14 protein-coding genes and 2 tRNA genes are annotated in these 22,582 nt (G+C 64.5%); 8 read left to right on the forward strand and 8 right to left on the reverse strand.

The window, feature by feature from the left end:
- Positions 1–189 precede the first annotated feature (189 nt).
- The 3 genes from Q0J57_RS03715 to rpsB form a co-directional block, all read right to left on the reverse strand.
- Positions 190–1,743 carry a transporter associated domain-containing protein gene (locus Q0J57_RS03715; RefSeq protein ID WP_297217209.1) on the reverse strand — a complete coding sequence of 518 codons (1,554 nt, stop codon included), beginning with the start codon at positions 1,741–1,743 and terminating at the stop codon, positions 190–192.
- 151 nt (positions 1,744–1,894) lie between these two features.
- Positions 1,895–2,752, reverse strand: coding sequence for a translation elongation factor Ts (gene tsf, locus Q0J57_RS03720; RefSeq protein ID WP_297217211.1), 858 nt, complete (start codon positions 2,750–2,752; stop codon positions 1,895–1,897).
- 152 nt (positions 2,753–2,904) lie between these two features.
- Positions 2,905–3,660, reverse strand: coding sequence for a 30S ribosomal protein S2 (gene rpsB / locus Q0J57_RS03725; RefSeq protein ID WP_297217212.1), 756 nt, complete (start codon positions 3,658–3,660; stop codon positions 2,905–2,907).
- Between the two features lie 869 nt (positions 3,661–4,529).
- Between rpsB and Q0J57_RS03730 the strand changes: the two genes are divergently transcribed.
- Positions 4,530–7,451, forward strand: coding sequence for an insulinase family protein (locus tag Q0J57_RS03730; RefSeq protein ID WP_297217214.1), 2,922 nt, complete (start codon positions 4,530–4,532; stop codon positions 7,449–7,451).
- A 229-nt stretch (positions 7,452–7,680) separates the two neighbouring features.
- The gene (locus Q0J57_RS03735) at positions 7,681–8,748 is read left to right on the forward strand and encodes a DHH family phosphoesterase (RefSeq protein ID WP_297217217.1); all 1,068 of its coding nucleotides are present in this window, start codon (positions 7,681–7,683) and stop codon (positions 8,746–8,748) included.
- Between the two features lie 88 nt (positions 8,749–8,836).
- Here Q0J57_RS03735 and Q0J57_RS03740 read toward each other — a convergent pair whose 3' ends face one another.
- A complete protein-coding gene (locus Q0J57_RS03740) occupies positions 8,837–10,075 on the reverse strand; it encodes a dicarboxylate/amino acid:cation symporter (protein ID WP_297217219.1) in 1,239 nt (412 codons plus the stop codon).
- Between the two features lie 442 nt (positions 10,076–10,517).
- On the opposite strand from Q0J57_RS03740, the gene Q0J57_RS03745 reads away from it, so the two are divergent.
- From Q0J57_RS03745 to Q0J57_RS03765, 5 genes are read left to right on the forward strand one after another with little or no spacing between them, the layout of a single operon-like run.
- Positions 10,518–11,315, forward strand: a complete 798-nt coding sequence (locus Q0J57_RS03745) for a 2-amino-3,7-dideoxy-D-threo-hept-6-ulosonate synthase (protein WP_297217221.1) — start codon at positions 10,518–10,520, stop codon at positions 11,313–11,315.
- A 1-nt stretch (position 11,316) separates the two neighbouring features.
- Positions 11,317–12,300 (forward strand): 3-dehydroquinate synthase II family protein, encoded by a 984-nt coding sequence (locus tag Q0J57_RS03750; RefSeq protein ID WP_297217223.1) that lies wholly within the window; start codon positions 11,317–11,319, stop codon positions 12,298–12,300.
- 2 nt (positions 12,301–12,302) lie between these two features.
- Positions 12,303–13,490, forward strand: a complete 1,188-nt coding sequence (gene pheA / locus Q0J57_RS03755) for a prephenate dehydratase (RefSeq protein WP_297217224.1) — start codon at positions 12,303–12,305, stop codon at positions 13,488–13,490.
- Entirely contained in the window at positions 13,483–14,871 is a 1,389-nt protein-coding gene (locus Q0J57_RS03760; protein ID WP_297217227.1) for a 3-phosphoshikimate 1-carboxyvinyltransferase, read from the forward strand. Before pheA ends, Q0J57_RS03760 begins: the two co-directional genes overlap by 8 nt.
- Positions 14,868–15,734, forward strand: a complete 867-nt coding sequence (locus Q0J57_RS03765) for a prephenate dehydrogenase/arogenate dehydrogenase family protein (protein WP_297217229.1) — start codon at positions 14,868–14,870, stop codon at positions 15,732–15,734. The genes Q0J57_RS03760 and Q0J57_RS03765 overlap by 4 nt, the downstream gene beginning before the upstream one ends.
- Positions 15,735–16,844: 1,110 nt before the next feature.
- Here Q0J57_RS03765 and Q0J57_RS03770 read toward each other — a convergent pair.
- Both Q0J57_RS03770 and Q0J57_RS03775 read right to left on the reverse strand, forming a co-directional pair.
- Positions 16,845–16,920: transfer RNA gene (locus Q0J57_RS03770), tRNA-Lys, on the reverse strand.
- A 168-nt stretch (positions 16,921–17,088) separates the two neighbouring features.
- Positions 17,089–18,801 carry a glutamine--tRNA ligase/YqeY domain fusion protein gene (locus tag Q0J57_RS03775; protein ID WP_297217231.1) on the reverse strand — a complete coding sequence of 571 codons (1,713 nt, stop codon included), beginning with the start codon at positions 18,799–18,801 and terminating at the stop codon, positions 17,089–17,091.
- A gap of 173 nt (positions 18,802–18,974) precedes the next feature.
- On the opposite strand from Q0J57_RS03775, the gene Q0J57_RS03780 reads away from it, so the two are divergent.
- Positions 18,975–19,069, forward strand: a tRNA-Ser gene (locus Q0J57_RS03780).
- A 466-nt stretch (positions 19,070–19,535) separates the two neighbouring features.
- On the opposite strand, the gene phnX is transcribed toward Q0J57_RS03780, so the two are convergent.
- Together phnX and xsc are read right to left on the reverse strand one after the other, a co-directional pair.
- A complete protein-coding gene (gene phnX, locus Q0J57_RS03785; RefSeq protein ID WP_297217233.1) occupies positions 19,536–20,375 on the reverse strand; it encodes a phosphonoacetaldehyde hydrolase in 840 nt (279 codons plus the stop codon).
- Between the two features lie 245 nt (positions 20,376–20,620).
- The gene (xsc, locus tag Q0J57_RS03790) at positions 20,621–22,363 is read right to left on the reverse strand and encodes a sulfoacetaldehyde acetyltransferase (RefSeq protein WP_297217235.1); all 1,743 of its coding nucleotides are present in this window, start codon (positions 22,361–22,363) and stop codon (positions 20,621–20,623) included.
- Positions 22,364–22,582 lie beyond the last annotated feature (219 nt).

The following is a 22,582-nucleotide window of genomic DNA, read 5'->3' on the forward strand; positions in this document are numbered from 1 at the left end:
CGTTTTTGCCCGCCCCCTCCCGCCGCGTGCCGCGCTCTGCTCCTGCCCCGGTGCGCGGCATGCCCTGCCCGGCACAAAATACGGGAACGCCGCCCTGTGCGGTAAAAAATGGCGCGGGGAAGGGCGGCCACGACACTGCGCGTCCTCCTTCCCCCGCCGAAACCGGCCGTGCGTCAGATGCGCCAGCCGTCAGTCCTCGTGGCGGACGGCGCGGACTTCCTCGATGCGCGGCCCATCCATGCGCCGCACTTCCATGATCCAGTCATCCATGCGGCAGGTCTCGCCCTCGCGGGGAATGTGTCCCAGTTTTTCCAGCAGCAGGCCCGCCAGGGTGGCGGAACTGCTGCGGGCCGGCACGCGGATATTGAGCCAGGCCGTCACGGCATCCACGGAAAGGCGGCCGGGCATGATCCAGCTGCCATCCTCCTGCCGGCAGGCTTCGGGGCCGGCGGGCATGTCCCCCATCTGGCCGGCCAGCACAGACACCAGCTCGGCCGGCGTGATGATGCCCACCACACTGCCGTATTCGTCGCGCACAAAGGCCAGGGGCACAGGTTCGTTGCGGAAGGTTTCCAGCAGATCAGGCAGGCTGGTGTATTCGAAAACATCCGGCGCCGGCCGCACCAGCGACAACAGGTCCCAGGGGGCCGCACCGCCAGACATGGCCGCCAGGTCCCCGGCATGCACCACGCCCAGCACCTCGTCCCGGTCCGTATCCAGCACGGGCAGCCAGGCCAGGGTGGAGGCCGCAGCAAAGGCACAGGCCGCTTCCCGGTCCGCCTCGCTGTCCAGCCAGCGCACCCGCTGACGCGGCGTCATGATATAGCGGGCCGTGCGGCCGCTCAGCCGGATGACGCGCGCCACCATATCCCGTTCCTCGGGAGCAAAGACGGCTTCGCCATCCGGCTCCGTGGCCAGGGCCGCGGCATCCATGCGGGCATCCTCCTCGCCGTAGCGGCTGCCGCCCAGCAGCCCCAGCACCGCCCGGGCCGTGGACTCGCGCATATCGCGCATGCTGATGCGCTTGCGCCGGTTGCGCAGGGCAATCTGGTTGAAGCATTCCACCAGAATGGAAAAGCTGATGGCCGCATACAGATAGCCCTTGGGAATATGAAAGCCCAGACCATCCATGACCAGACTCAGGCCGATCATGAGCAAAAAGCCCAGACAAAGGATGATGACCGTGGGGTGACGCTCCACAAAGCTGGTCAGCGGCGCGGCAGCCAGCACCATGACGGCCATGGCCGCCGTGACGGCCAGCATCATGACCGGCACATGGTCCACCATGCCTACAGAGGTAATGATGGAGTCCAGCGAAAACACGGCATCCAGCACCAGAATCTGAATGATAACCTGCCAGAAGCCCGCCTGGCCGTCCTGCTGGCTGTAGTCGAAAAGCTGCCCTTCCAGCCGCTCGTGCAGTTCCATGGTGCCCTTGAAGAGCAGAAAGGCCCCCCCGCCCATGAGGATGACATCCCGCCAGGAAAAATCCCTGCCCCACACGCTGAACAGCGGCTCCGTCAGGCTCACGATCCAGGCAATGGCCGACAGCAGCACCAGCCGCATGGCCAGCGCCAGCCCCAGCCCGCACAAAAAGGCCTGCCGCCGCCGCTGCTCCGGCAGCCGCTGGGTCAGAATGGAAATAAAGACAAGGTTGTCGATGCCCAGTACCACCTCAAGCAGTACCAGGGTGCCCAGACCGGCCCAGGCCGAGGGATCGGCGATCCATGTCATATCCCACATAAATGCAAGCAGCTCCTCTCATGCCGCCCTTGTTACGGCATGCTGCAAGATTGTTACGGTATGTTGCGCATAAAAAAAGGGGGCAAAAGCCCCCTTGGTATCACCTATGGCCTGCGCCGGTATGCGTGTTGTCCGTCGCAGCGGCGTCCCCTTAGTCAGCCGCCAGCTGAATGCGGGTGAAGGCGCGTACCTTGATGTCGTCGCCCACGGCCTTGGCCACCTCACGCACCACATCGGCCACGCTCTTCTTGTCGTCGCGGATGTAGGGCTGTTCCATCAGGCACACTTCCTTCTGGAACTTCTTCACGGCACCATCGGCAATCTTGTCCACGATCTGGGCGGGCTTGCCTTCTTCCAGGGCCTTGTGACGGTACACTTCCCGTTCGCGTTCCACGGCGGCCGGATCCAGGCTGTCGGCATCCAGGGCCATGGGGCTGGTGGCGGCCACCTGCATGGCCACGTTCTTGGCCAGTTCCTTCACTTCCTCGCGGCTGGCGGTTTCGGGCTTGCCGCACTGGAGATCCACCAGCACGCCGATCTTGCGGTTGGCATGGATGTACTGGCCGATGACATCGTTTTCGCCGGTCTTGCTGTGGCGGGTGAACTTGCCCAGCTGCATGTTTTCGCCCACAGAGGCGATGAGCTGGGTCACATCCTCGCCCACCAGGGCCTGAAGGGCATCGGCATCGGCGGGGTTGCCGTCCAGCACGGCCTGGGCAACCTTGTTGGCCATGGCTTCAAACTGTTCGCCACGGGCCACAAAGTCGGTTTCGCACAGCAGGGCGGCCATGGCCACGTGCTTGCCGTCGTCACTGGCCGCCACGCAGACCAGACCTTCGCTGGTGGCACGGCCCACCTTCTTGGCGGCCTTGGCCATGCCCTTCTGGCGCAGCCAGTCCACGGCCTTTTCCAGGTCGCCGGCCACTTCAACCAGGGCCTTCTTGCAGTCCATCATGCCCGCGCCGGTCTTTTCGCGCAGTTCTTTCACCAAGCTAGCGGTAATAGCCATAATATTCTCCAGTTTCCCGGCCGGAACCGGGATTGCAGACTAAAAAATGGGGCAGTACCGGATATCCGGCATGTGTTCTGCGGCCCCGGTCCCTGGGGAACCCGCAGGCCGCAGAAAAAGGGTGCGCCCCGCAAGGCGCACCGCAAAGAACCTTATTCGGCAGCAGCTTCGGGCGCTTCGGCGGCCTTCTGCATGGCTTCCTCGGCATTGTCCTCGCCGCTCTTGCTCATGGCAGCGCCTTCCTGGCAGGCTTCGGAGAAGGCCGTCACAAAGAGCTTGATGGCGCGGATGGCGTCGTCATTGCCGGGGATGATGTAGTCGATGACATCGGGATCGCAGTTGGTATCGGTCACGGCCACAATCGGGATGCCGAGCTTGCGGCATTCCTTCACCGCGATGTCTTCGCGGTTGGGGTCGATGATGAAGGCCAGCTGGGGCAGGCGATCCATGTTCTTGATGCCGCCCAGGGTCTGTTCCAGCTTCTGCATTTCGCGTTCCAGCAGCAGGACTTCCTTCTTCTGATAACGGTTGATGCTGCCGTCGGCAAACATGCCTTCCAGCTTCTTCAGGCGTTCCACGCTCTTCTGGATGGTCACGAAGTTGGTCAGGGTGCCGCCCATCCAGCGGTTGGTCACATAGTACTGACCGGCCTTGGCCGCTTCAGTGGCCACGGCTTCCTGCGCCTGGCGCTTGGTGCCGATGAAGAGCACCTTGCCGCCCTTGGCCACGGTGTCCACCACCTTGTCATAGGCCACGCGGAACAGCTTCACGGTCTGCTGCAGGTCAATGATATGGATACCGTTGCGGGCGCCGAAGATATAGGGGCGCATCTTGGGGTTCCAGCGGCGGGTCTGGTGACCGAAATGCACGCCGGTTTCCAGCATCTGCTTCATGCTGACATAGGCCATGTTCAATCCTCCAAAGGGTTGTTGTCTTCCACCCCGGCCCTGACCCTGCAACCCGCTCCCCAGGGGGAAGGCAGCGCCACAGGCACCGCCGCGGGCACCCCGGGCCGCTGCCGGAGTGTGCTTGATGAACAGGCTTTCCTAGCCCAAAAGTCCCCGAAAGGCAAGCAGGACATGCGGGTTTTCCCGCCATGCCTGCCGTACAACACGCAAAAGGCTTCCCGTTGTCGGGAAGCCTTGGGCCGCGCTCAGAAAGCGGGAAGCCTCACAGCGCTAGTAGGCGTCATGCCGAGGACCGCTGCCATCGCGCCGGCCGTAGCCGTTCCCGGACCCATCACGCGGCCCGTAGCCGCGTCCGTCTCTCCGGGGACGGGAATCTTCGCCACTGGGGGACCTGCGCCATCCCTGACCGCCGCAGGGAGCATTGCCGCGCGGACTTCCCCCGTCACAGGGGGAGCCGGGACGCGGACCGCGCCCGTCCGGGCCGGTACCGTCGCCATTGCGCGCTTCTGCCACGGAAGGAAAAGCCTTCATGAGAGCCAGTCCCATAACAGACAGGCCAAGGGTTCCAAAAAACTGCCGGCGATTCATAGTAGCCTCCTTCTGCCCGTCTCCGGGGCGTTCAGTGTTTGCTGCAAAAGAAGCATATATCGTGCCAGAGGCGGCCAGGCGCTCCTTTCCGCCCTGCCCCGCCGCCCCCCTGTCCAAAATTTGACCAGGCCGCCCTTCCGCGGGCAGACACTGTACAAAAATTGCGCACGTCTGCCGGCCGTTGCAATGCGCGGCGCAATCCGTATACTGCGGCCATGAGGCGGGAAAGGGCCTTGCCCCCACCGTCATGAAACGCAGTCTTCAACCTTCAAGGACAGCGCATGCACACCCATGGTTTTAGCCTTCTGACCGAACGGGTCATGAAGGAAGTCAACGGTACGGCGCGCCTCTGGCAGCACACGGCCACCGGCGCGCAACTGCTCTCCATTGTCAATGACGATGAAAACAAATGCTTCGGCGTGAGCTTCCGCACGCCGCCCACGGATTCCACGGGCGTGGCCCATATTCTGGAGCACTCCGTGCTCTGCGGTTCCGACCGCTACCCGGTCAAGGAACCCTTCGTGGAGCTGCTCAAGGGATCATTGCAGACCTTCCTCAATGCCTTCACCTTTCCGGACAAGACCTGCTACCCCGTGGCCAGCGCCAACCTGCAGGACTTCTACAATCTTATGGATGTCTATCTGGATGCGGTCTTTCATCCGCGCATCAGCGAGGACATCTTCCGCCAGGAAGGCTGGCATGTGGAGGCCCTGAGCACCGACGGGCCGTGGACCTACAAGGGCGTGGTCTATAATGAAATGAAGGGCGTCTATTCCTCGCCCGATTCCATCCTGGCCGAACAGAGCCAGCAGGCCCTCTTCCCGGACACGCTCTACAGCCTGGATTCGGGCGGCAATCCCGCCGTGATCCCGGACCTGACCTACGCGGCCTTCCGGGATTTCCACAGCCGCTACTATCATCCCTCCAATGCGCGTTTCTTCTTCTGGGGCGACGATCCGGAAGAGGAGCGCCTGCGCCGGGTGGCCGAGGCCCTTGCGGGCTACACGGCCCGGCCCGTGGATTCTGCCGTGCCCCTGCAGGCCCGCCGCCATACGCCGCGACAGGTGGAGGTGCCCTATGCCGCCACCGAGGGCGAAAAGCGCGCCCTGTTCACGGTAAACTGGCTGCTGGGCGAGCGCGGCGACGTGCGGCAGGCCCTGCTCATGGAAATGCTGGAACACATTCTGGAGGGCCTGCCCGGCTCGCCCCTGCGCCGGGCGCTCATCAGCTCCGGCCTGGGCGAGGATACCACGGGCTGCGGCCTGGAAACCGACCTGCGCCAGATGTACTACTCCACGGGCCTCAAGGGCGTGGAGCCGCGCAACGTGCCGCAGGCGGAACTGCTCATTTTTGAAACCCTGGCCCGCCTGGCGGATGAGGGCATCGATCCCGCGGCCGTGGAAGCTGCTGTCAATACCGTGGAATTTGCCTATCGCGAAAACAATTCCGGACGCTTCCCCCGGGGACTTTCCGCCATGATTCAGGCCCTTTCCACCTGGCTGTATGACGGCGACCCCCTGGCCGCCCTGGCCTGGGAAGCGCCGCTGAACGACATCAAGGCCCGGCTGGCCGCCGGCGAAACCGTCTTTGAAAACGCCATCCGCGAGCACTTTCTGCACAACGAGCACCGCGCCACGGTGATCCTGCTGCCGGACACGACCCTGGCCGCCACGCGCGACCGCGCCGAAGCCGACCGGCTGGCCGCCGTACAGGCCGGCTGCGACAGCCGTGCACGGGAACAGATGGTGGAGGTGACCCGGCATCTCCAGGCCGCACAGGAAGCGCCGGACAGTCCCGAAGCCCTGGCCACCATTCCGCAGCTCGGGGTGGCGGACATGCCGCGCCACAACAGCCTCCTGCCCCTGCGGGAGCAGGCACTGGACCAGGACGCCACCTTTCTGGCCCATGAACTGCCCACGCAGGGCATTGCCTATGCGGGGCTGCTGCTGCCGCTGGATACGGTGCCGCCGCACCTGGAAGCCCTGCTGCCGCTCTTTGCCCGCTGCCTCACCGAAGCCGGCACGGCCCGGCATGACTTCGGCCAGCTTGGCGCCCGCATAGCCGCCAAGACCGGCGGCGTGGGGGCGGACGTGATTCTGGGCACCCGGAGCCATTACCGCACGGCGCTGCGTCACCTGGGCATCATGGGCAAGGCCGTGCAGGACAAGCTCCCTGACCTTTTTGCTATCTTCCATGAAATTCTGCTGGAACCCCTGCGGGATACGGACGTGCTGCGGGAACGCATGGGGCAGATGCTGCTGGAAGACAAGGCCCGGCTGGAACACGGCCTGGTGGCTGCCGGCCACGCCACGGTGTCCACCCGCCTGCGGGCGCACTTTACCGAGGCCGGCCGCCTGGCCGAACGCACGGGCGGCCTCAGCCAGCTCCAGGCCGTGCGCGGCTTCCTGCGGCAGCTGGAAACCCAGCCGCAACGCCTGCTGGAGGATATGGAAACCCTGCGGCGCTGCATCATTGCCCGGCCGGGCGCCCTGCTGGACTGCACAGGGGATGCCGCCCTTCTGACCCGGGTGCAGAGCCTGGGCCATGAGCTGCTGGCCGATCTGCCGGCCAGCCGCACAGGCAACGCCGTCGCCCCCCGCCCCCTGGAGCTGCCGGCGGGCGAAGCCTTCTTTGCTCCGGCCCAGGTCAACTATGTGGGCAAGGCCGCCAATATCATCGATCTTGGCTATGCCTGCACCGGCTCGCTGAACGTGGTGCTGCGTTCCCTGCGCATGGGCTATCTCTGGGAGCGCGTGCGCGTGCGCGGTGGAGCCTACGGGGCCATGTGCACCCTGGACAGACTGGGGGGCAATCTGGTGCTGGCCTCCTACCGGGACCCCAATGTGGAAGAAACCCTGGCTGTCTATGACGGCATGGCCGCCTATCTGCGGGACAGTGCCCCGGATGCGGCCCAGCTGGAACAGGCCATCGTGGGTGCCATCGGCGACATGGATGCCTACCTGCTGCCCGATGCCAAAGGCGCGCGCGCCCTGGCCCGCTACCTGGCCGGCGACAGCGAGGAAGACCGCCAGCGCTTCCGCGAGGAAATCCTGTCCACCACGGCCAGGGATTTTCGGGACGTGGCCGACGTGCTGGACGCCGTGGCCCATCAGGGAGTGACCTGCGTGGTGGGCGGCGCCAAAACCCGTGAGGCCGCGGCCGCCCTGGGCTGGGCCGGCCAGGATATCGTGCCCGCCGGCTAACGGCCCGGATGGGCACCGGCACAAAAAAATACCGCCGGGGGCGGGGCTTCTTGCCCTGCTCCCGGCGATCTGTCGTGAAAAGTCTCCCCTTTCCGGCTGGACGCTCCGCCGCTTCTGGACTATGGTGAAGGCGTCCCGCAGAGGATGAGGCCGGACGGAACGCACCGTTCGGCCTCCTGGTCATCTCTGCCCGGCCGTTTTCCATGTATTCCACAGTGAGGAGTCTGTCATGGGCGGCACCAATACCTACCTGACAGCCATGCGCCAGTGGCGCCAGGGCCTTTGCAAGGATCACCGCTGGTGCATCCTCATCGTGGCAGACCCCGATGCGCTGGCGTCGGCCCTGGCCCTCAAGCGCATCATGCAGCACCGCGTCAAATCCGTGGACATTGTGCGCGTTAACGAGGTCACCCGGCCGGACAATCTGGCCATGATCCGCTATCTGCGCATTCCGGTAAAGCCCCTGCAGGTGGAAAAGCTGTCAACCTATGACCATTTTGCCGTGGTGGACTCCCAGCCCAATCATCACGCCTGCTTCAAGAACATCACCTTTGATCTGGTCATCGACCATCACCCCCTGCCGGCGGAACCCTATACCGCTGCCGCCTTCTACGATGTGCGCCCCAATGTGGGCGCCACCAGCAGCATCATGACCCGCTACCTCCAGGGGCTGCGCATCACCCCGTCCCCCCTGCTGGCCACGGCCCTGCTCTATGGCATCCGTACCGATACGGCGAGTTTCGAGCGCAGCGGCGGCGAGGACGACTTCCGCGCCTATCAGTGGCTCTCGCGCCATGCGGATACGGCGGTGCTGCGGCGCATCCTGCGCAGTGAATACCTGCGGGACTGGCTGCCGCTCTTTTCCCGCGCCTTCCGCTCGCTGGTGGACTGCCGGGGCAATGGCGCCCAGGCCTGGCTGGGCGATGTGAGCAGCGCCGATCTGCTGGTGGCCGTGGCGGACTTCTTTACCCGGGTGCATGGCCTGCGCTGGATTGCCGTCAGCGGCATCGTGGGCAAGACCACCGTGGTGGTCATCTTCCGCGGTGACGGCGGCCGCGACATCGGCCGCATGGCCGATGCCTGCTTCTACGATGTGGGTTCCGCCGGAGGGCACCGCCGGCTGGCCCGGGCCGAATTTCCCGTATCCGCCATTCCGGCGGGGACCAAGCCGCAGGACTTTGTGCTGCACCGCCTGCAAACGCGCAAGCTCCGGGCCATCACGGCCGTGCGCTCCGCACCGCCGGCAGACCCCACCCCCGATACCCGGGACCACGAAATGGCGGAAGTCTCGTCATAACCCCTGATCCTTGTAGTACCGCAAAAAAGCCGGGCCGCAATGCGACCCGGCTTTTGTCTGCCTGACGGCAACGCGTGCCTGTCAGGAATTACAGCGTGGATTCCATGCGTGCCCCGCGTTCAGGGTCAAGATCATTTTCCAGCTTGGAAACACAGATGGCGCCCGTGGCATCGCCAAGCACGTTGATGGTGGTGCGGGCCATGTCCAGCACACGGTCGATGCCGGCCACAATGCCCACGGCTTCCAGCGGAATGCCCACCTGCGTGAAGACCATGGTGACCATGAGCAGGCCGGCGCCGGGAACGCCCATGCTTCCCACAGAGGCCAGAATGCCCATGAGCAGCACGGAAAGCTGCTTGTCAAAGGGCATGGGCACGCCGTACAGCTCTGCCGCAAAAATGGCTACCACGCCCATGTAGATGGCCGTACCGTCCATGTTGATGGTATTGCCCAGCGGAATGGAAAAGCTGGACACGGAGCGGGAAGCCCCCAGACGCTGCACGCCTTCCATATTGGAGGAAAGCGCCGCCGCACTGGAGCAGGACGAAAAGGCGATGAGCAGGGGCGCGCTCAGCACCCGGAAGAAATGGGCAGGACGCAGCCCGGCCCAGCGGACAATGGGAATATAGACCAGCAGCACATGAATGATGCAGCCCAGGTACATGATGCCCACCAGCTTGATGAGCGGCAGCAGCACGCCCAGACCATGACGCCCCACCGCCACGGCCATGAGGGCAAAGACACCGATGGGTGCATAGTACATGACAAGGCGGGTCAGGTGCAGCATGGCCTCGGTCATGCTGTCAAAGAAGGCTATGGCCGGCTGGCCCTTCTCGCCGCAAAGGCTCAGGGAAAAACCCAGCATGACGGCAAAGAAGATGATTTGCAGCATATTGCCCTTGGACAGCGACTCCACGGGGTTCACGGGCACGATGTCCATGAGCACCTTGACCATGCTGGGCGGTGTGGACACCTTGACGGACGCCACATCCTGGGCAAGGTTCAGACCGGCGCCGGGCTGGAACAGATTGCCCAGAAGAAGGCCGATGATGATGGCCACGGCCGTGGTCAGAAAATAATAGATCAGGGTCTTGCCGGCCATGCGCCCCAGGCGTCCCACATCCCCCACGCTGGCCGCACCGGAAATAAGCGAAACAATGACCAGCGGCACCACCACCATGCGGACCAGGTTGATGAACAGCTGACCAAAGGGCTGAAAGTAGCTGGTCGGAATGGCGTAGAACTGGATGGCAGCACCAGCCAGTATCCCCAGCAGCATGCCCGCTCCCATCTGGGCGGGCAGGCTCATGTGTTTTTTCGTGCTCATGGCATTCTCCTCCTGCACTACAATACATTCGAAACCACACATGCCCACGACAGGCCGTCCTGTCAATATTTCCGGGCACTTTCCTTTTCATGAACATTTATTCACAAGACACTTCGCCCAGGGCGGAAAGCAACGGACTGAAATGCCTGCATATATTCTTTTTTCAAAAAATCCGCCCTCTCCCCTTGACAAAGGCTGCCCGACAAGGATAGCAAAAAACGCATCGGAGATTTATAGCATGTCGCATTCCACCTTTGCCCTCGCTTCTTCCTACGCCACCGGCTTTTATGGCTGGTGCTTTTTTGCGTACTTTACCGAAGCCTGCGGCCGGGGTCGTTGCTGACAACCATTCGTCAACCGAATCCACAGGGCCGCAGGCAATCCGCCGGCGGCCCTTTTTTTTATCCGCCGGAAGGCCCGGAACCGCAAAAGGAGAAAGACCATGTACCTCGGCAAAAAAGTCCGCCTGGAACGCATCATCAATCGTGAAAACGGCCGTACCATCATTGTGCCCATGGATCACGGCGTCACCATCGGCGCTGTGGACGGCCTGGTGGACATGCGTGAAACCGTCAACGACATGGCCATCGGCGGCGCGGATGCCGTGCTCATGCACAAGGGCCTGGTGCGCTGCTCCCACCGCAGCGCCGGCAAGGACATCGGCCTCATCGTGCATCTTTCCGCCTCCACGGCCCTTTCGCCCATGGGCAATACCAAGACCCTGGTGGGCACGGTGGAAGAAGGCATCAAGCACGGCGCCGACTGCGTGTCCGTGCATGTGAACCTGGGCGATCCCAACGAGCGCCTCATGCTGGCCGATCTGGGCAAGGTGGCCGAAGCCTGCGACAACTGGCATATGCCCCTGCTGGCCATGGTCTACGCCCGCGGCCCGCAGATCGCCAATACCTACGATCCCAAGATGGTGGCCCACTGCGCCCGCGTCGGGGTGGAACTGGGCGCCGACATCGTCAAGGTTCCCTACACCGGCGATGTGGAAAGCTTCTCCCGCGTGGTGGAAGCCTGCTGCGTGCCGGTGGTCATCGCGGGCGGGGAACTCATGGATTCCACCCGCCAGCTCCTGCAGATGGTCCACGATGCCGTTCAGGCCGGCGGTGCGGGCGTGTCCATCGGGCGCAATGTGTTCCAGCACCCCCGCCGCATCGAACTGGTCCGGGCCATGCGCGCCATCGTGCATGACAATGCCGACGTGGATCAGGCGCTGGCCATTGTGGGAGAATAGCATGTCCCGGGTATATTTTCGTTGTGAACCGTTCGACAAGGCGGCCGTGACCCTGGCGCTGGAGTCGGGCGTGGACGGGGTCATTGTTCCCCGTGAGCAGATGGAGGCCGTAGCGGGCTTGTCCCGCTGCACGGTCTGGCCCGCGGAGGAAACGCCGGCAGCCGTGCTGACATCCAAGGCTGATGAAGAGGCCGTGCTGGCCCGTCTCCAGGCCGGAGAACGCGTGGTGCTGGCCCGCGGCTGGGAGGTGATCCCGGTGGAAAACCTGCTGGCCCAGAGCGATCACGTGCTGGCCGAAGCCGGCTCGCTGGAGGAAGCCCGCCTGGCGGCCGGCATTCTGGAACGCGGCGTGGACGGCATTGTGGTTCTGCCCGCTGCCCTGGCCGATCTCAAGGCCATTGTGGCCCAGTGCAAGCTGTCGCAGGGGCGGGAAATGCTGCAGGAAGCGGTCATCACCCGTGTGGAGCCTGTGGGCCTGGGGCACCGCGTCTGCGCGGACACCCTCTCGCTGCTCCGGCGCGGTCAGGGCATGCTGGTGGGCAATTCCAGCGCCTTCACCTTTCTGGTGCATGCCGAGACCGAGCATAACGAATACGTGGCGGCTCGCCCCTTCCGGGTCAATGCCGGGGCCGTGCATGCCTATACCCGCCTGCCGCACGACAAGACCTGCTACCTGGGCGAACTGACCGCCGGACAGGAAGTGCTCATTGTGGATGCCGACGGCCAGACCACCGTGGCCACGCTGGGCCGGGTCAAGATCGAGGTGCGGCCCATGCTGCTCATCGAGGCCGAAGTGCGCGGCGCCGACGGGGTCCAGCGGGGCGCCGTCTTTCTGCAGAATGCCGAAACCATCCGCCTTACCGGCCCGGACGGCACGCCCCTGAGCGTGGTGAGCCTCAAGCCCGGCGATACGGTGCTCTGCCGCACGGACGAGGCCGGACGGCACTTCGGCATGCGTATCCGCGAAGAGATCAGGGAGGTCTAGCCATGGCGCCTTCCGATTCCTCTGTTTCCGATGCGGCACAACGCCTGAGCACCATTCGCGCCCAGATCGAGGATGTGGACCACCGCCTGCTGGCCCTTTTCAACGAGCGGGCGGCCCTCAGCCAGGAGGTGGGGCGCCTCAAGGCCCACGATCCCGGCATCATCTTCAAGCCCCTGCGCGAACGCGAGGTGCTGGACCGTCTGGCCCGCGAAAATGCCGGCCCCCTGCCCGATGAGCACCTCTTTTCCATCTGGCGGGAAATCCTTTCCTCTTCCCGAGCCCTGCAACGACCGCAGCACGTGGCCTATCTTGGCCCCGAAGGCACCTTCTCCTACTTTGCCGGCGTGGAATACCTGGGGCATTCGGCTACCTTCCATCCCTGCAACGATCTGAAGCAGATCTTTGAGGAGGTGGTCAGCGGCCAGTGCGAACTGGGGGTGGTGCCGCTGGAAAATTCCCTGCAAGGCACCGTGGGCGCCAGTTTCGACCTGTTCCTCAATCATGATGTCTACATCCAGGCCGAGCTGTTCTCGCGCATATCGCACTGTCTGCTCAGTCAGGGAAATTCCCTGGCGGACATCCGCACGGTGTATTCCCACCCGCAACCCCTGGCCCAGTGCAGCGGCTGGCTGCGCGCCCACCTGCCCAATGCCGGCCTGATTCCGGTGGAATCCACCGCGGCCGCGGCCCGGCGCGCCCGCCATGAGGCGGACAGCGCGGCCATCGGCAACGGCAAGCTGGCCGACCTCAACGGCCTGAACATCCTGGCCCGGCGCATCGAGGATCATTCCGGCAACTGGACCCGCTTTGTGATCATTGGTCCCAAGCCGGCCCGCAAGCAGCTTGGCGGCTGCATGCGTACCCCCGTTCCCGGGCATACCGGCGCGGACAAGACCTCGCTGCTCTTCACCCTGCCGGACAAGTCCGGCGCCCTGTCCGCCGTTCTGGAACTGCTGGCCGTGCATCATATCAACATGCGCAAGCTGGAGTCCCGCCCCCTGCGCGGACAGTGCTGGAAATATGTCTTCTTTGCCGACGTGGAAAGCGATCTGGAAGCGCCGGAACACCGCGAACTGCTGCAACGCCTGGGCGAAGTCTGTACCAGCTTCCGTATCCTGGGCTGCTATCCCACCGGCCCCCAGCTGGATCGCCTGGAGACCGCAGACCACAAGGAAGATGATCATGCGTAATGTCACGGCCCCGGCCTCCAAGTCCCTTTCGCACCGCTACTGCATCGGTGCCGCCCTGGCCGAGGGCCGCTCCGAACTGTTTCATGTGCTGGAAAGCCGCGACCTGCAACAGACCCGGGCCATCCTGACCGCCTGCGGCGCCAGCTTTGACGGCCTGCCGCACGATGGCGCAGCCTCGGCCGCCTGGCTGGTGACGGGCATGCCCCGGCCGCAGGGCGGCCCCCAGGCGCACCCCCTTTCCTGCGACGTGCACGAATCCGGCACTTCCTGCCGCCTGCTCACGGCGGTTCTGGCTGCCGGGCAGGGCTGTTTCCGCATCCACGGGGCGCCGCGCATGCACCAGCGCCCCATTGGCGAGCTGGTGGATGTGCTGCGCGCCCTGGGTGTGAGCATCACCTATGAACAGACGGAAGGCTGCCCGCCCCTGCTGCTGGAAACCACGGGCCTGAAGCCCGAAAAGGTCGGCGGCTGCGTGCACCTGGGCATGGATACCTCCAGCCAGTATTTTTCGGGGCTGCTGCTGGCTGCCCCCCTGGCCCCCGCGCCCATCACCGTGGAACTGGGCGGCCAGAAGGCCATGTCCTGGCCCTATGTGGGGCTGACGCTCCAGTGCCTGGAAGACTTCGGCATCACCTTTGTGGTAGAACAGCGTCCCAGCCCTGATGCCCCCTGGCAGCGCATGTCCGGCCAGGACTGGCGCAAGCTGCGCGAAGCCGTTCCCGGCTGCCTGCGCGTCACGGTGCAGCCCGGCGCCTACCAGCCGGGACAGCACACCATCGAAGGGGACTGGTCCGGCGCCTCCTACCTGCTAGCCGCCGGCGCCGTGGGGCGGCATCCGGTGCGCGTGCAGGGCCTGCGGCAGGACTCGCTGCAAGGCGACCGCGCCATCGTGAACATCCTGCAACGCATGGGCGCCCGGGTGGAAACGGACGATTACGGCGGCATCACGGTCTATCCCTCGGCCCTGCACGGCATCCAGCTGGATATGCACGACTGCCCGGACCTGGTGCCCACTGTGGCCGTCCTGGCCGGCTTTGCCCAGGGGTCCACGCGCATCGACAATGTGGCCCACCTGCGCCACAAGGAATCCGACCGCCTGCACGCCCCGGCCGAAGAGCTGGCCAAAACCGGCGTGGTGGTGGACGAACTGCACGACGGCCTGCTCATCCATGGCCTGGGCGGCCGCAGCTTTGGCCTGCGGGAACCCATTCTGCCGGACGAGGTGGCCCTGAGCACCCATAACGATCACCGCATGGCCATGTCCCTTTCCCTGCTGTCGCTGCGGGATTCTGCCATCAACATCCGGGAACGGCTGGACAATCCCTCGGTGGTGGACAAGTCCTTCCCCGACTTCTGGCAATGCTGGGAGCAGATACGATGAGCCGTTCCTTCGGGAAAATTCTGCTGGTGGGCAGCAGCGGGCGCATGGGCAGCATGCTCTGCATCCGCGCTGCCGCAGCGGGACTGCACCCGGCCACGCTGGACATCGACCAGACCCTGCCGCCGGCGGAGGCTCCCGGTGTGGCCGTGCCGCACGGCGAAGCAGCCCCCTTTGACCCCCTGCGCCTGCGGGAGGCCGCACGGGATGCCGCCCTGGTGCTGCTCTGCGTGCCGGCAACCGCGCTGCGTGCCACGGCGGCCGCGCTCTGCCCGCACCTGCCGCCCACGGCTGTACTGTCTGACATCGTAAGCGTGAAGGAACAGCCCCTGCGGCACATGCGGGCCTGCTGGCAGGGCGCCATCGTGGGCACCCATCCGCTTTTCGGCCCCCAGACGGCCGATGCGGACCTGCCCGTGGCCGTGACGCCGGCGGACGGCACGCCGGAAGCAGCCATTGCCCTGGTGGAGGACTTTTTCACTGCCCTGGGCTGCCGCCCGTTCCGCACCACCGCCGAGGCCCATGACAGGGCCATGGCCCGTGTGCAGAACATGAACTTCATTACCACCCTGGCCTACTTTGCCCTGCTGGCCGGGCATGACGAGCTGCTGCCCTATATCACGCCCTCCTTCCGGCGGCGGCAGGCCGCTGCCCGAAAGATGCTGACCGAGGACGGGGCCATGTTCAGCGCCCTGTTTGAAGCCAATGCCTACAGCCACGAGGCCGTGCGCCAGTACCGGCAGATGCTCAACGTGGCGGCCGGCGGCGACATTGACCTGCTCTGCCGTCGTGCCCGCTGGTGGTGGCAGCACGAGGACGAAACAGACGCCCCACGCGACGGAGCCGCCGCACCGGCATCCGCCTGAAAAAGCCTGTCCCGCCAGGTCCGCCCGTGCCGCCGCAGCGGGCGGACAGCCTCTGCGCCCCCCCATCCCCCCGTCAGCGGCCGTACCGCAGCCGTACGGCAGGCCACGGGCAGCTTTGCCCGTGGAGCACGGCTGATGCCGCTTCCGTCCGCAGCCCTGCGGGCGGCCCTCTTCCTGGATAATGGCGTGCCCCGCGGGATGTTTCCCCCCGTGCGGTTTTCTGATGCCCCCGACGCGGGCTGACGGCCCGGCGGGGCAGCGCCGCTGCACCTCATCTGCCCCCTCTTCCCTGCCCCGGCACATGGGCACACGTGCGCCTGTGCCGGACAGCCGCATCGCCACGCAGCCATCTTCTCCCGACTGAAAACCTGATCCGCCTGCGCTGACCTTCCCTGCGCCCCCAGTCTCCACACGCTCTTCGCCTCAGCCCGTGCTGTGACCGGCATGGTGACGACGCTGCATGACAGGCACAACGCTGCCTTGCGCAGCCCGTCAGCGGCGCACCGGCATGCCGGAACCACCAGACGCGCAGACGGTGCTCGCCATGGCAGAGATCACGCCTTCTAAAATTTTCTTGAAAAATCAATGAAGTATTCTACTAAATAGTTTTTTTCAATACAGTTTGTTACTATAATACTCCCGCAGGTCCATCTGCTTTTCCCTCACCTGCCGGCCCTGTGACGGCAAAAACCGCCGGCCTGCCTCTGCGCGCACCGTTACCCCGTTCTGCCCTATCCTCTGCCGCCCAAGCACGCCGTGCCCTCCCGGCTGGTAACGGCCGCAACCGGCCTGAACAGGCCCGGAACGCCCTTGCGGCAAACTCCCATGCGCAGGCCCATGAGCAGCAATGCCTGCTCGCTCTCTGCGCTCCCGCCAATAGGCCGCCCGCAGGGCCTCGGCACGTCCTGCTGTAGATAATAGTCTGCCCTGACACGCCGCGGCAGGCCCACGGCAGGGCCACAGCACGGACAGGGCAGCGCCTCCGGCAGCACTCCCGGCGGCAATGCCCCGCAAGAGAAACACGCACCCCCCGCAGGGCAGCGCACGACGTGCAGGCAGAATGACGAAAAACGCCCCCTGCCATAGTCATGGCAGGGGGCGTTATGCGCATGGTGGGTCGTGCGGGGATCGAACCTGCGACTCTCTGCTTAAAAGGCAGATACTCTACCTACTGAGTTAACGACCCGTTGAGGGCATATTCATACCCAAGGCGAACTGCCCTGTCAAGCCCTCCGGCCCGGAAGCGCCCTTCCTTCCAGCGTTTTCCGTCCGGCAGCAGGGCCAGGCGCATGCCGCAGCACGACAAAGGCCACATCGCAGCCAGCCGCCCCACGGCCTGAACGGCAGGCAGCGCCTAGCCCTTCTTTTCCATCTTGGCCCAGCTGTCCCGCAGGCCCACGGTACGGTTGAACACGGGCAGGCTGTCCGTACTGTCCTTGTCCTTGCAGAAATATCCCAGCCGCTCGAACTGCACTGTCCTGCCCACGGGCAGATCCGCCAGGGCCGGTTCCAGCATGGCGGTCACTTCCCGCAGGGAGTGAGGATTCAGGGCATCCAGGAAGGTCTGGCCTTCGGGCATGGCATTGGGATTTTCCGCCGCAAAGAGATGGTCATACAGGCGCACCGTGGCCGGCAGGGCATGCGCCGCGCTGACCCAGTGAATGGTGCCCTTGACCTTGCGTCCGTCGGGACTCTGCCCCCCGCGGCTGGCGGGATCATAGGTGCAGTGCAGTTCCTTCAGATTTCCGGCCTCGTCGTAGACCGCCTCGCGGCAGGTGATGAAGTAGGCATAGCGCAGGCGCACTTCCGCCCCGGGCGCCAGGCGGAAATACTTCTTGGGCGGATCCTGGCGGAAGTCGTCCCGCTCGATCCACAGCTCGCGGGAAAAGGGTACCGTGCGGCTGCCGTAGGATGGGTCTTCGGGATGATACGGCATCTCGAAGCATTCTTCCTGCCCCTGGGGGTAATTGTCGATGATCACCTTTACGGGGTCCAGCACTGCCATGACGCGTGCCGTATGGGCATTGAGATATTCGCGGATGCAGAATTCCAGCAGGGAATATTCCACCGTGGAGTCGGTCCGGGCCAGACCGATGCGCCGGCAGAAATCGTGCAGGGCTTCCGGGGGCACGCCGCGCCGCCGCAGGCCGCAGAGGGTGGGCATGCGCGGATCATCCCAGCCGCGCACGTGGCCTTCGCGCACCAGCTGGATGAGCTTGCGCTTGGAAAGCACCGTATGCGTCAGGCTCAGTCGGGCAAATTCAATCTGCTGGGGATGGTATACACCCAGCGTATCCAGCACCCAGTCGTAGAGTTCGCGGTTGTTCACGAATTCCAGCGTGCACAGGGAGTGGGTAATGCCCTCGATGGAGTCGGACAGGCAGTGCGTGAAGTCATACATGGGATAGATGCACCACGCATCGCCGGTGCGATGATGCGACGCATGCCGGATGCGGTAGATGGTGGGGTCCCGCATGACCAGATTGGGCGAGGCCATGTCGATCTTGGCCCGCAGCACATGCTCGCCATCGGCAAATTCGCCGGCGCGCATGCGGCGGAAAAGGTCCAGGTTTTCCTCCACGCTGCGGTTGCGCCAGGGGCTTTCCCGGCCCGGACTGGTGAGGGTGCCGCGGTATTCGCGGATTTCATCGGCGCTCAGGTCGTCCACATAGGCCTTGCCCATGCGGATGAGCTGCTCGGCATACGCGTACAGCTGTTCAAAATAGTTGGAGGCGTAGAATTCCCTGTCCTGCCAGTCTCCCCCCAGCCAGCGCACATCCTCGCGGATGGCGTCCACATATTCGGTTTCTTCCTTGGTGGGGTTGGTATCGTCAAAGCGCAGGTTGCACAGGCCGCCGAATTCACGCGCCACACCAAAGTTCAGACAGATGGACTTGGCGTGCCCGAGGTGCAGATAGCCGTTGGGTTCCGGGGGAAAACGCGTATGCACCACCCCGCCGAAGCGCCCCGACGCATTGTCGTCCATGATGCGGGCGCGGACAAAGTCCACCCCGGCCTTGTCGGCGGTTTCGCCGCCGGCCACATTCTGGGAAACGGATTCGGTCATGTCATATCCTCGCACAGGTATTGAGCCGAAAAGTTTACGCCAGCCGCGCATAGTGGTCAATGTCTGTACGGGGCCGGCCGCCGAAGGGCAGACGCCTTTTTGCGGCATTTTGCTTGACACACCGCCCCGCCGCGGCTATAGTGCCGCCTGTACCTGACGTTTTGTCAGGCTGCGGAGAGGTGTCCGAGTCGGCCGAAGGAGCTCGCCTGCTAAGCGAGTATACGGGCTTAAACCTGTATCGAGGGTTCAAATCCCTCCCTCTCCGCCACGGAAAGCATTACGGCGAGTATCCAGCGATACCCGCCGTTTTTTTGTCTCTTCGTCCCGTTTCTGCGCCGTGCGCCACTTCCTCTGCCGCCCTGCTGTGGTCATGGGGACATGGTGCCCGATGACGGCCCGTTGTGCCCATGGTGGCCCATGCTGCGCATGATGCGCATGATGCACACGCACTGCGCCACATTTGCCGGCATTCCGGCTACCGCCGTTGTCGGTGAGGGCCGGCCCCCTGCCTATCAGGCCACCGGGCCAGCTGCCTCACCCCCCGCCCCGTAAACGCACAATGTGAGATTCACTGCCACGTTTCCCCTGCATGCCCATGCGGGCACCTGCAAAACAGCGGGAACGGCCGCCATCACCAGATGGCGCCGTTCCCTCGTGTGGCATGCGGCCAGAAACAGACCGCATCAAAAATGCGCGGCGTGCCCGGGCAGGGCATGCTGCCGTGTCCACGCCGTCTACCAGGGGCGCTCACCTCTGGCCAGGCGGGCTTCCACCGTATCCACCAGCGCGGGCAGCTCGGCCACGCTGTGCAGCACATACTGGGCACCGGCCTCGCGCAGCACCCTGGCAAAGGCCGCTTCCCGCGCGGCCAGCTCCGCAGCAGGCAGGGCCGCGGCTTCCTCTGCCGTCAGGCCCAGGGCATTGCTGGTGCGAGTGACCCCCACTACCCACATGCCGGCATTGATGCCTTCCTCCACGTCCGCCACCGTATCCCCCACCTTGATGCAGGCTTCCAGCGGATGCACGCCCAGGCGCTGGCAGTTGAGGTAGGCCATCCAGGGCCAGGGGCGGCCCACGGGCACTTCATCCGAGGTGACGAAGGCATCCGGCACATAGCCCAGGGCTGCCGCGCGCGGTTCCAGGCGTACCACCATGTCGCGGGTATAGCCGGTGCAGGAACCGATCCTGATGCCGCGGGCTTTCAGGGCAGCGCAGGCATCCACCCAGCCCGGAACAGGTGTGGCATAGTCGGCCAGGGTTTCGGGCATGAGTTCCTGCACCCGTGCATAAATCGTGTCGATTGCGGCATCGTCGGGCAACGCGCCGTGCGCTTCCTGCCACAGGGCAGCCAGGCGGGGCATGGCCAGCATGCGCTGCACATGCTCGCGCTTGTCGCAGCCCATGGGGCCGCGCACCTCCTCCACGGTGGGGTCAATGCCATACTGCGCGAAAGCGCGGGAAAATACGGCCACCGGGCCACGGCAGCCGTGGTCAACGGTTGTTCCCGCCCAGTCAAGAATAATGGCCTGTACGGGACCGGTATAGGCCGTGCGCTTCAGAAAAGGCGTGCTCATGATGCTGCTCCTTTGCCGCCGCAGGACCCAGCCCCCGGCTGGCGGCGATTCACGCAGGCGACTGCCACAGACAGGCCCGGTACGCGTCGTCTCGCGGCGAGCGTATGCCGGCGACAGGGCACGGCGCCACCTGCCGGAGGGCTGTCAGACCTGTCTGCACAGGCTGCCGTAAAACAGAAAGGGCGGGAATCGCTTCCCGCCCTATGGCGGCCCCGCCGGAGCGGGGCCGCATTCTGTTCAGGGACTTACTTCGCGAAGTGCTTCTTGTCCAGGTGCTCGTACTTGGGCAGGAAGCGGGTGGGCAGGGCCAGAGCGTCACGACGGAAAGGCGGAGCCAGACGGGTACCGTCGGTCATGATTTCGATCACGGCAGGACGGCGGTTCTTCTTGGCGGTGTCGAGAGCTTCGGCCAGGTCAGCCTGGGTGTTGACGGTGTAGCCGTCGGCGCCCATGGCTTCGGCGATTTTGGCGTAGGACTTGGACCAGATGTCGGCGCCCACGAAGCGGTTGTTGTAGAAGTCCACCTGGTTCTTCTTTTCCGCGCACCAGGCACCGTTGTTGTACACGGTGGCGATGACGGGCAGGTTGAACTGGCAGGCGGTGGGCACTTCAAACAGGCTCATGCCCCAGGCGCCGTCGCCGGCAATGGAGAGGACCACATCGTCGGGGCAGGCCAGCTGCGCACCCAGGGCGGCCTGGTAGGCAAAGCCGGTGTTGCCGAAGGTCAGGGTAGCGATGTGGCGCTTGGGGTTCTTGAAGCGCAGGTAGCTGTTGGCCGTGGAGGAGGTATTGCCGATGTCGGTCGTCGCGATGGCATTGCTGTCGGTGACGAACTTGCCGACCACTTCCAGGGCCTTGCGAGGATGCATGCGGCCTTCCAGGGTGGGCTCGTTGGCGATCTCGTCAATTTCCTTGTGCCAGATGTCCAGCTCGGCCTTCACGCGGTTGTACACGGCGGAGAGGTCGGCGCAGGGCTTGGTGCCTTCACGCAGCTGCTTCAGCAGTTCCACGGAAGCGTCGCCGGCGTCGGCGCACAGACCCACGGTGATGGGATGGGTCTTGGCGATGTGCAGCGGGTTGATGTCGATCTGCACGATCTTGGCGGTCTTGGGGAAGTAGTTGATGCCGTCCTGGGGCAGGGTGCCGAAGTAGGACAGGCGGGTGCCGATGGCCAGGATAACGTCAGCTTCCTGCATGAGGCGCATGGCGGCATGGGAACCCATGTAGCCGATGGGGCCGGCCCACAGCGGATGATCGCAGGGGAAGGCATCGTTATGCAGGTAGGTGCAGGCCACAGGGGCGCCGAGGTGTTCGGCCAGGGCCTTGACGGTTTCCACGCAGTCGGCGTCAACCACGCCGCGGCCGGCCACGACCACGGGCTTTTTGGCATCCTTCAGCACTTCCACAGCATGCTTGAACTGTTCCGGATTGCCGATGCCGCCGGGGGCCACGCGGTACTGGCTGGGCTGCAGGATTTCTTCATCCAGCTCGCCGTAGAAGTAGTCGCGCGGAATGTCCACGAGGACGGGGCCACGCAGGGCATAGGCGGAGCGGAAGGCCGTGCGGAGCACGTCGGCAGCACGTTTCGGATGCGGCACGCGCAGGGAAGCCTTGGTCACGGGCTTGAAGAGATTCCACGTGTCGCATTCCTGGAAGCCGTCCCAACCGATGGAAGCGGAGCCGGCGCTGGGCGAAATGATGACCATGGGGGTGTGGGCCATATTGGCGGTCGCCACGGCGGTCACGTAGTTGGTGATGCCGGGACCGTTCTGGCCGATAACCACACCGGCCTTACCAGTCAGACGGCAGAAAGCATCTTCCATGTGGCCGGCGGTCTGCTCGTGGCGCACAGAAATGAAATCGATGCCGGCAGCGGGGAACAGGTCCAGCAGGTCCATGTACGCAGAACCCAGGATACCGCTGACGTGCTTGACACCTTCCTGCACCAGAACTTCGGCCATCGCCTCACTGGGAGTCATCTTGGGCATAAAACGCTCCTTATGCACACTGTTTATTGTGAACACAGCCGGACAGGGGGACTGTCCGGGACCAGAGCACCGTGCGGTGCGTGGCAGCCTCAGGCTTGCCATGCCTCCCCCGCGCGAGCTTGGGGGCGCATGAGTCCTTCATACGGCTTTTCAGGAGCCATGTCAACAGCATTCCAAAAAAATAGACGTAACTTGCGGAATTACCTAATAAAATTTTTT

The organism is uncultured Desulfovibrio sp., from assembly GCF_944324505.1.
In the GTDB taxonomy this organism is placed as follows: Bacteria; Desulfobacterota; Desulfovibrionia; order Desulfovibrionales; family Desulfovibrionaceae; genus Desulfovibrio.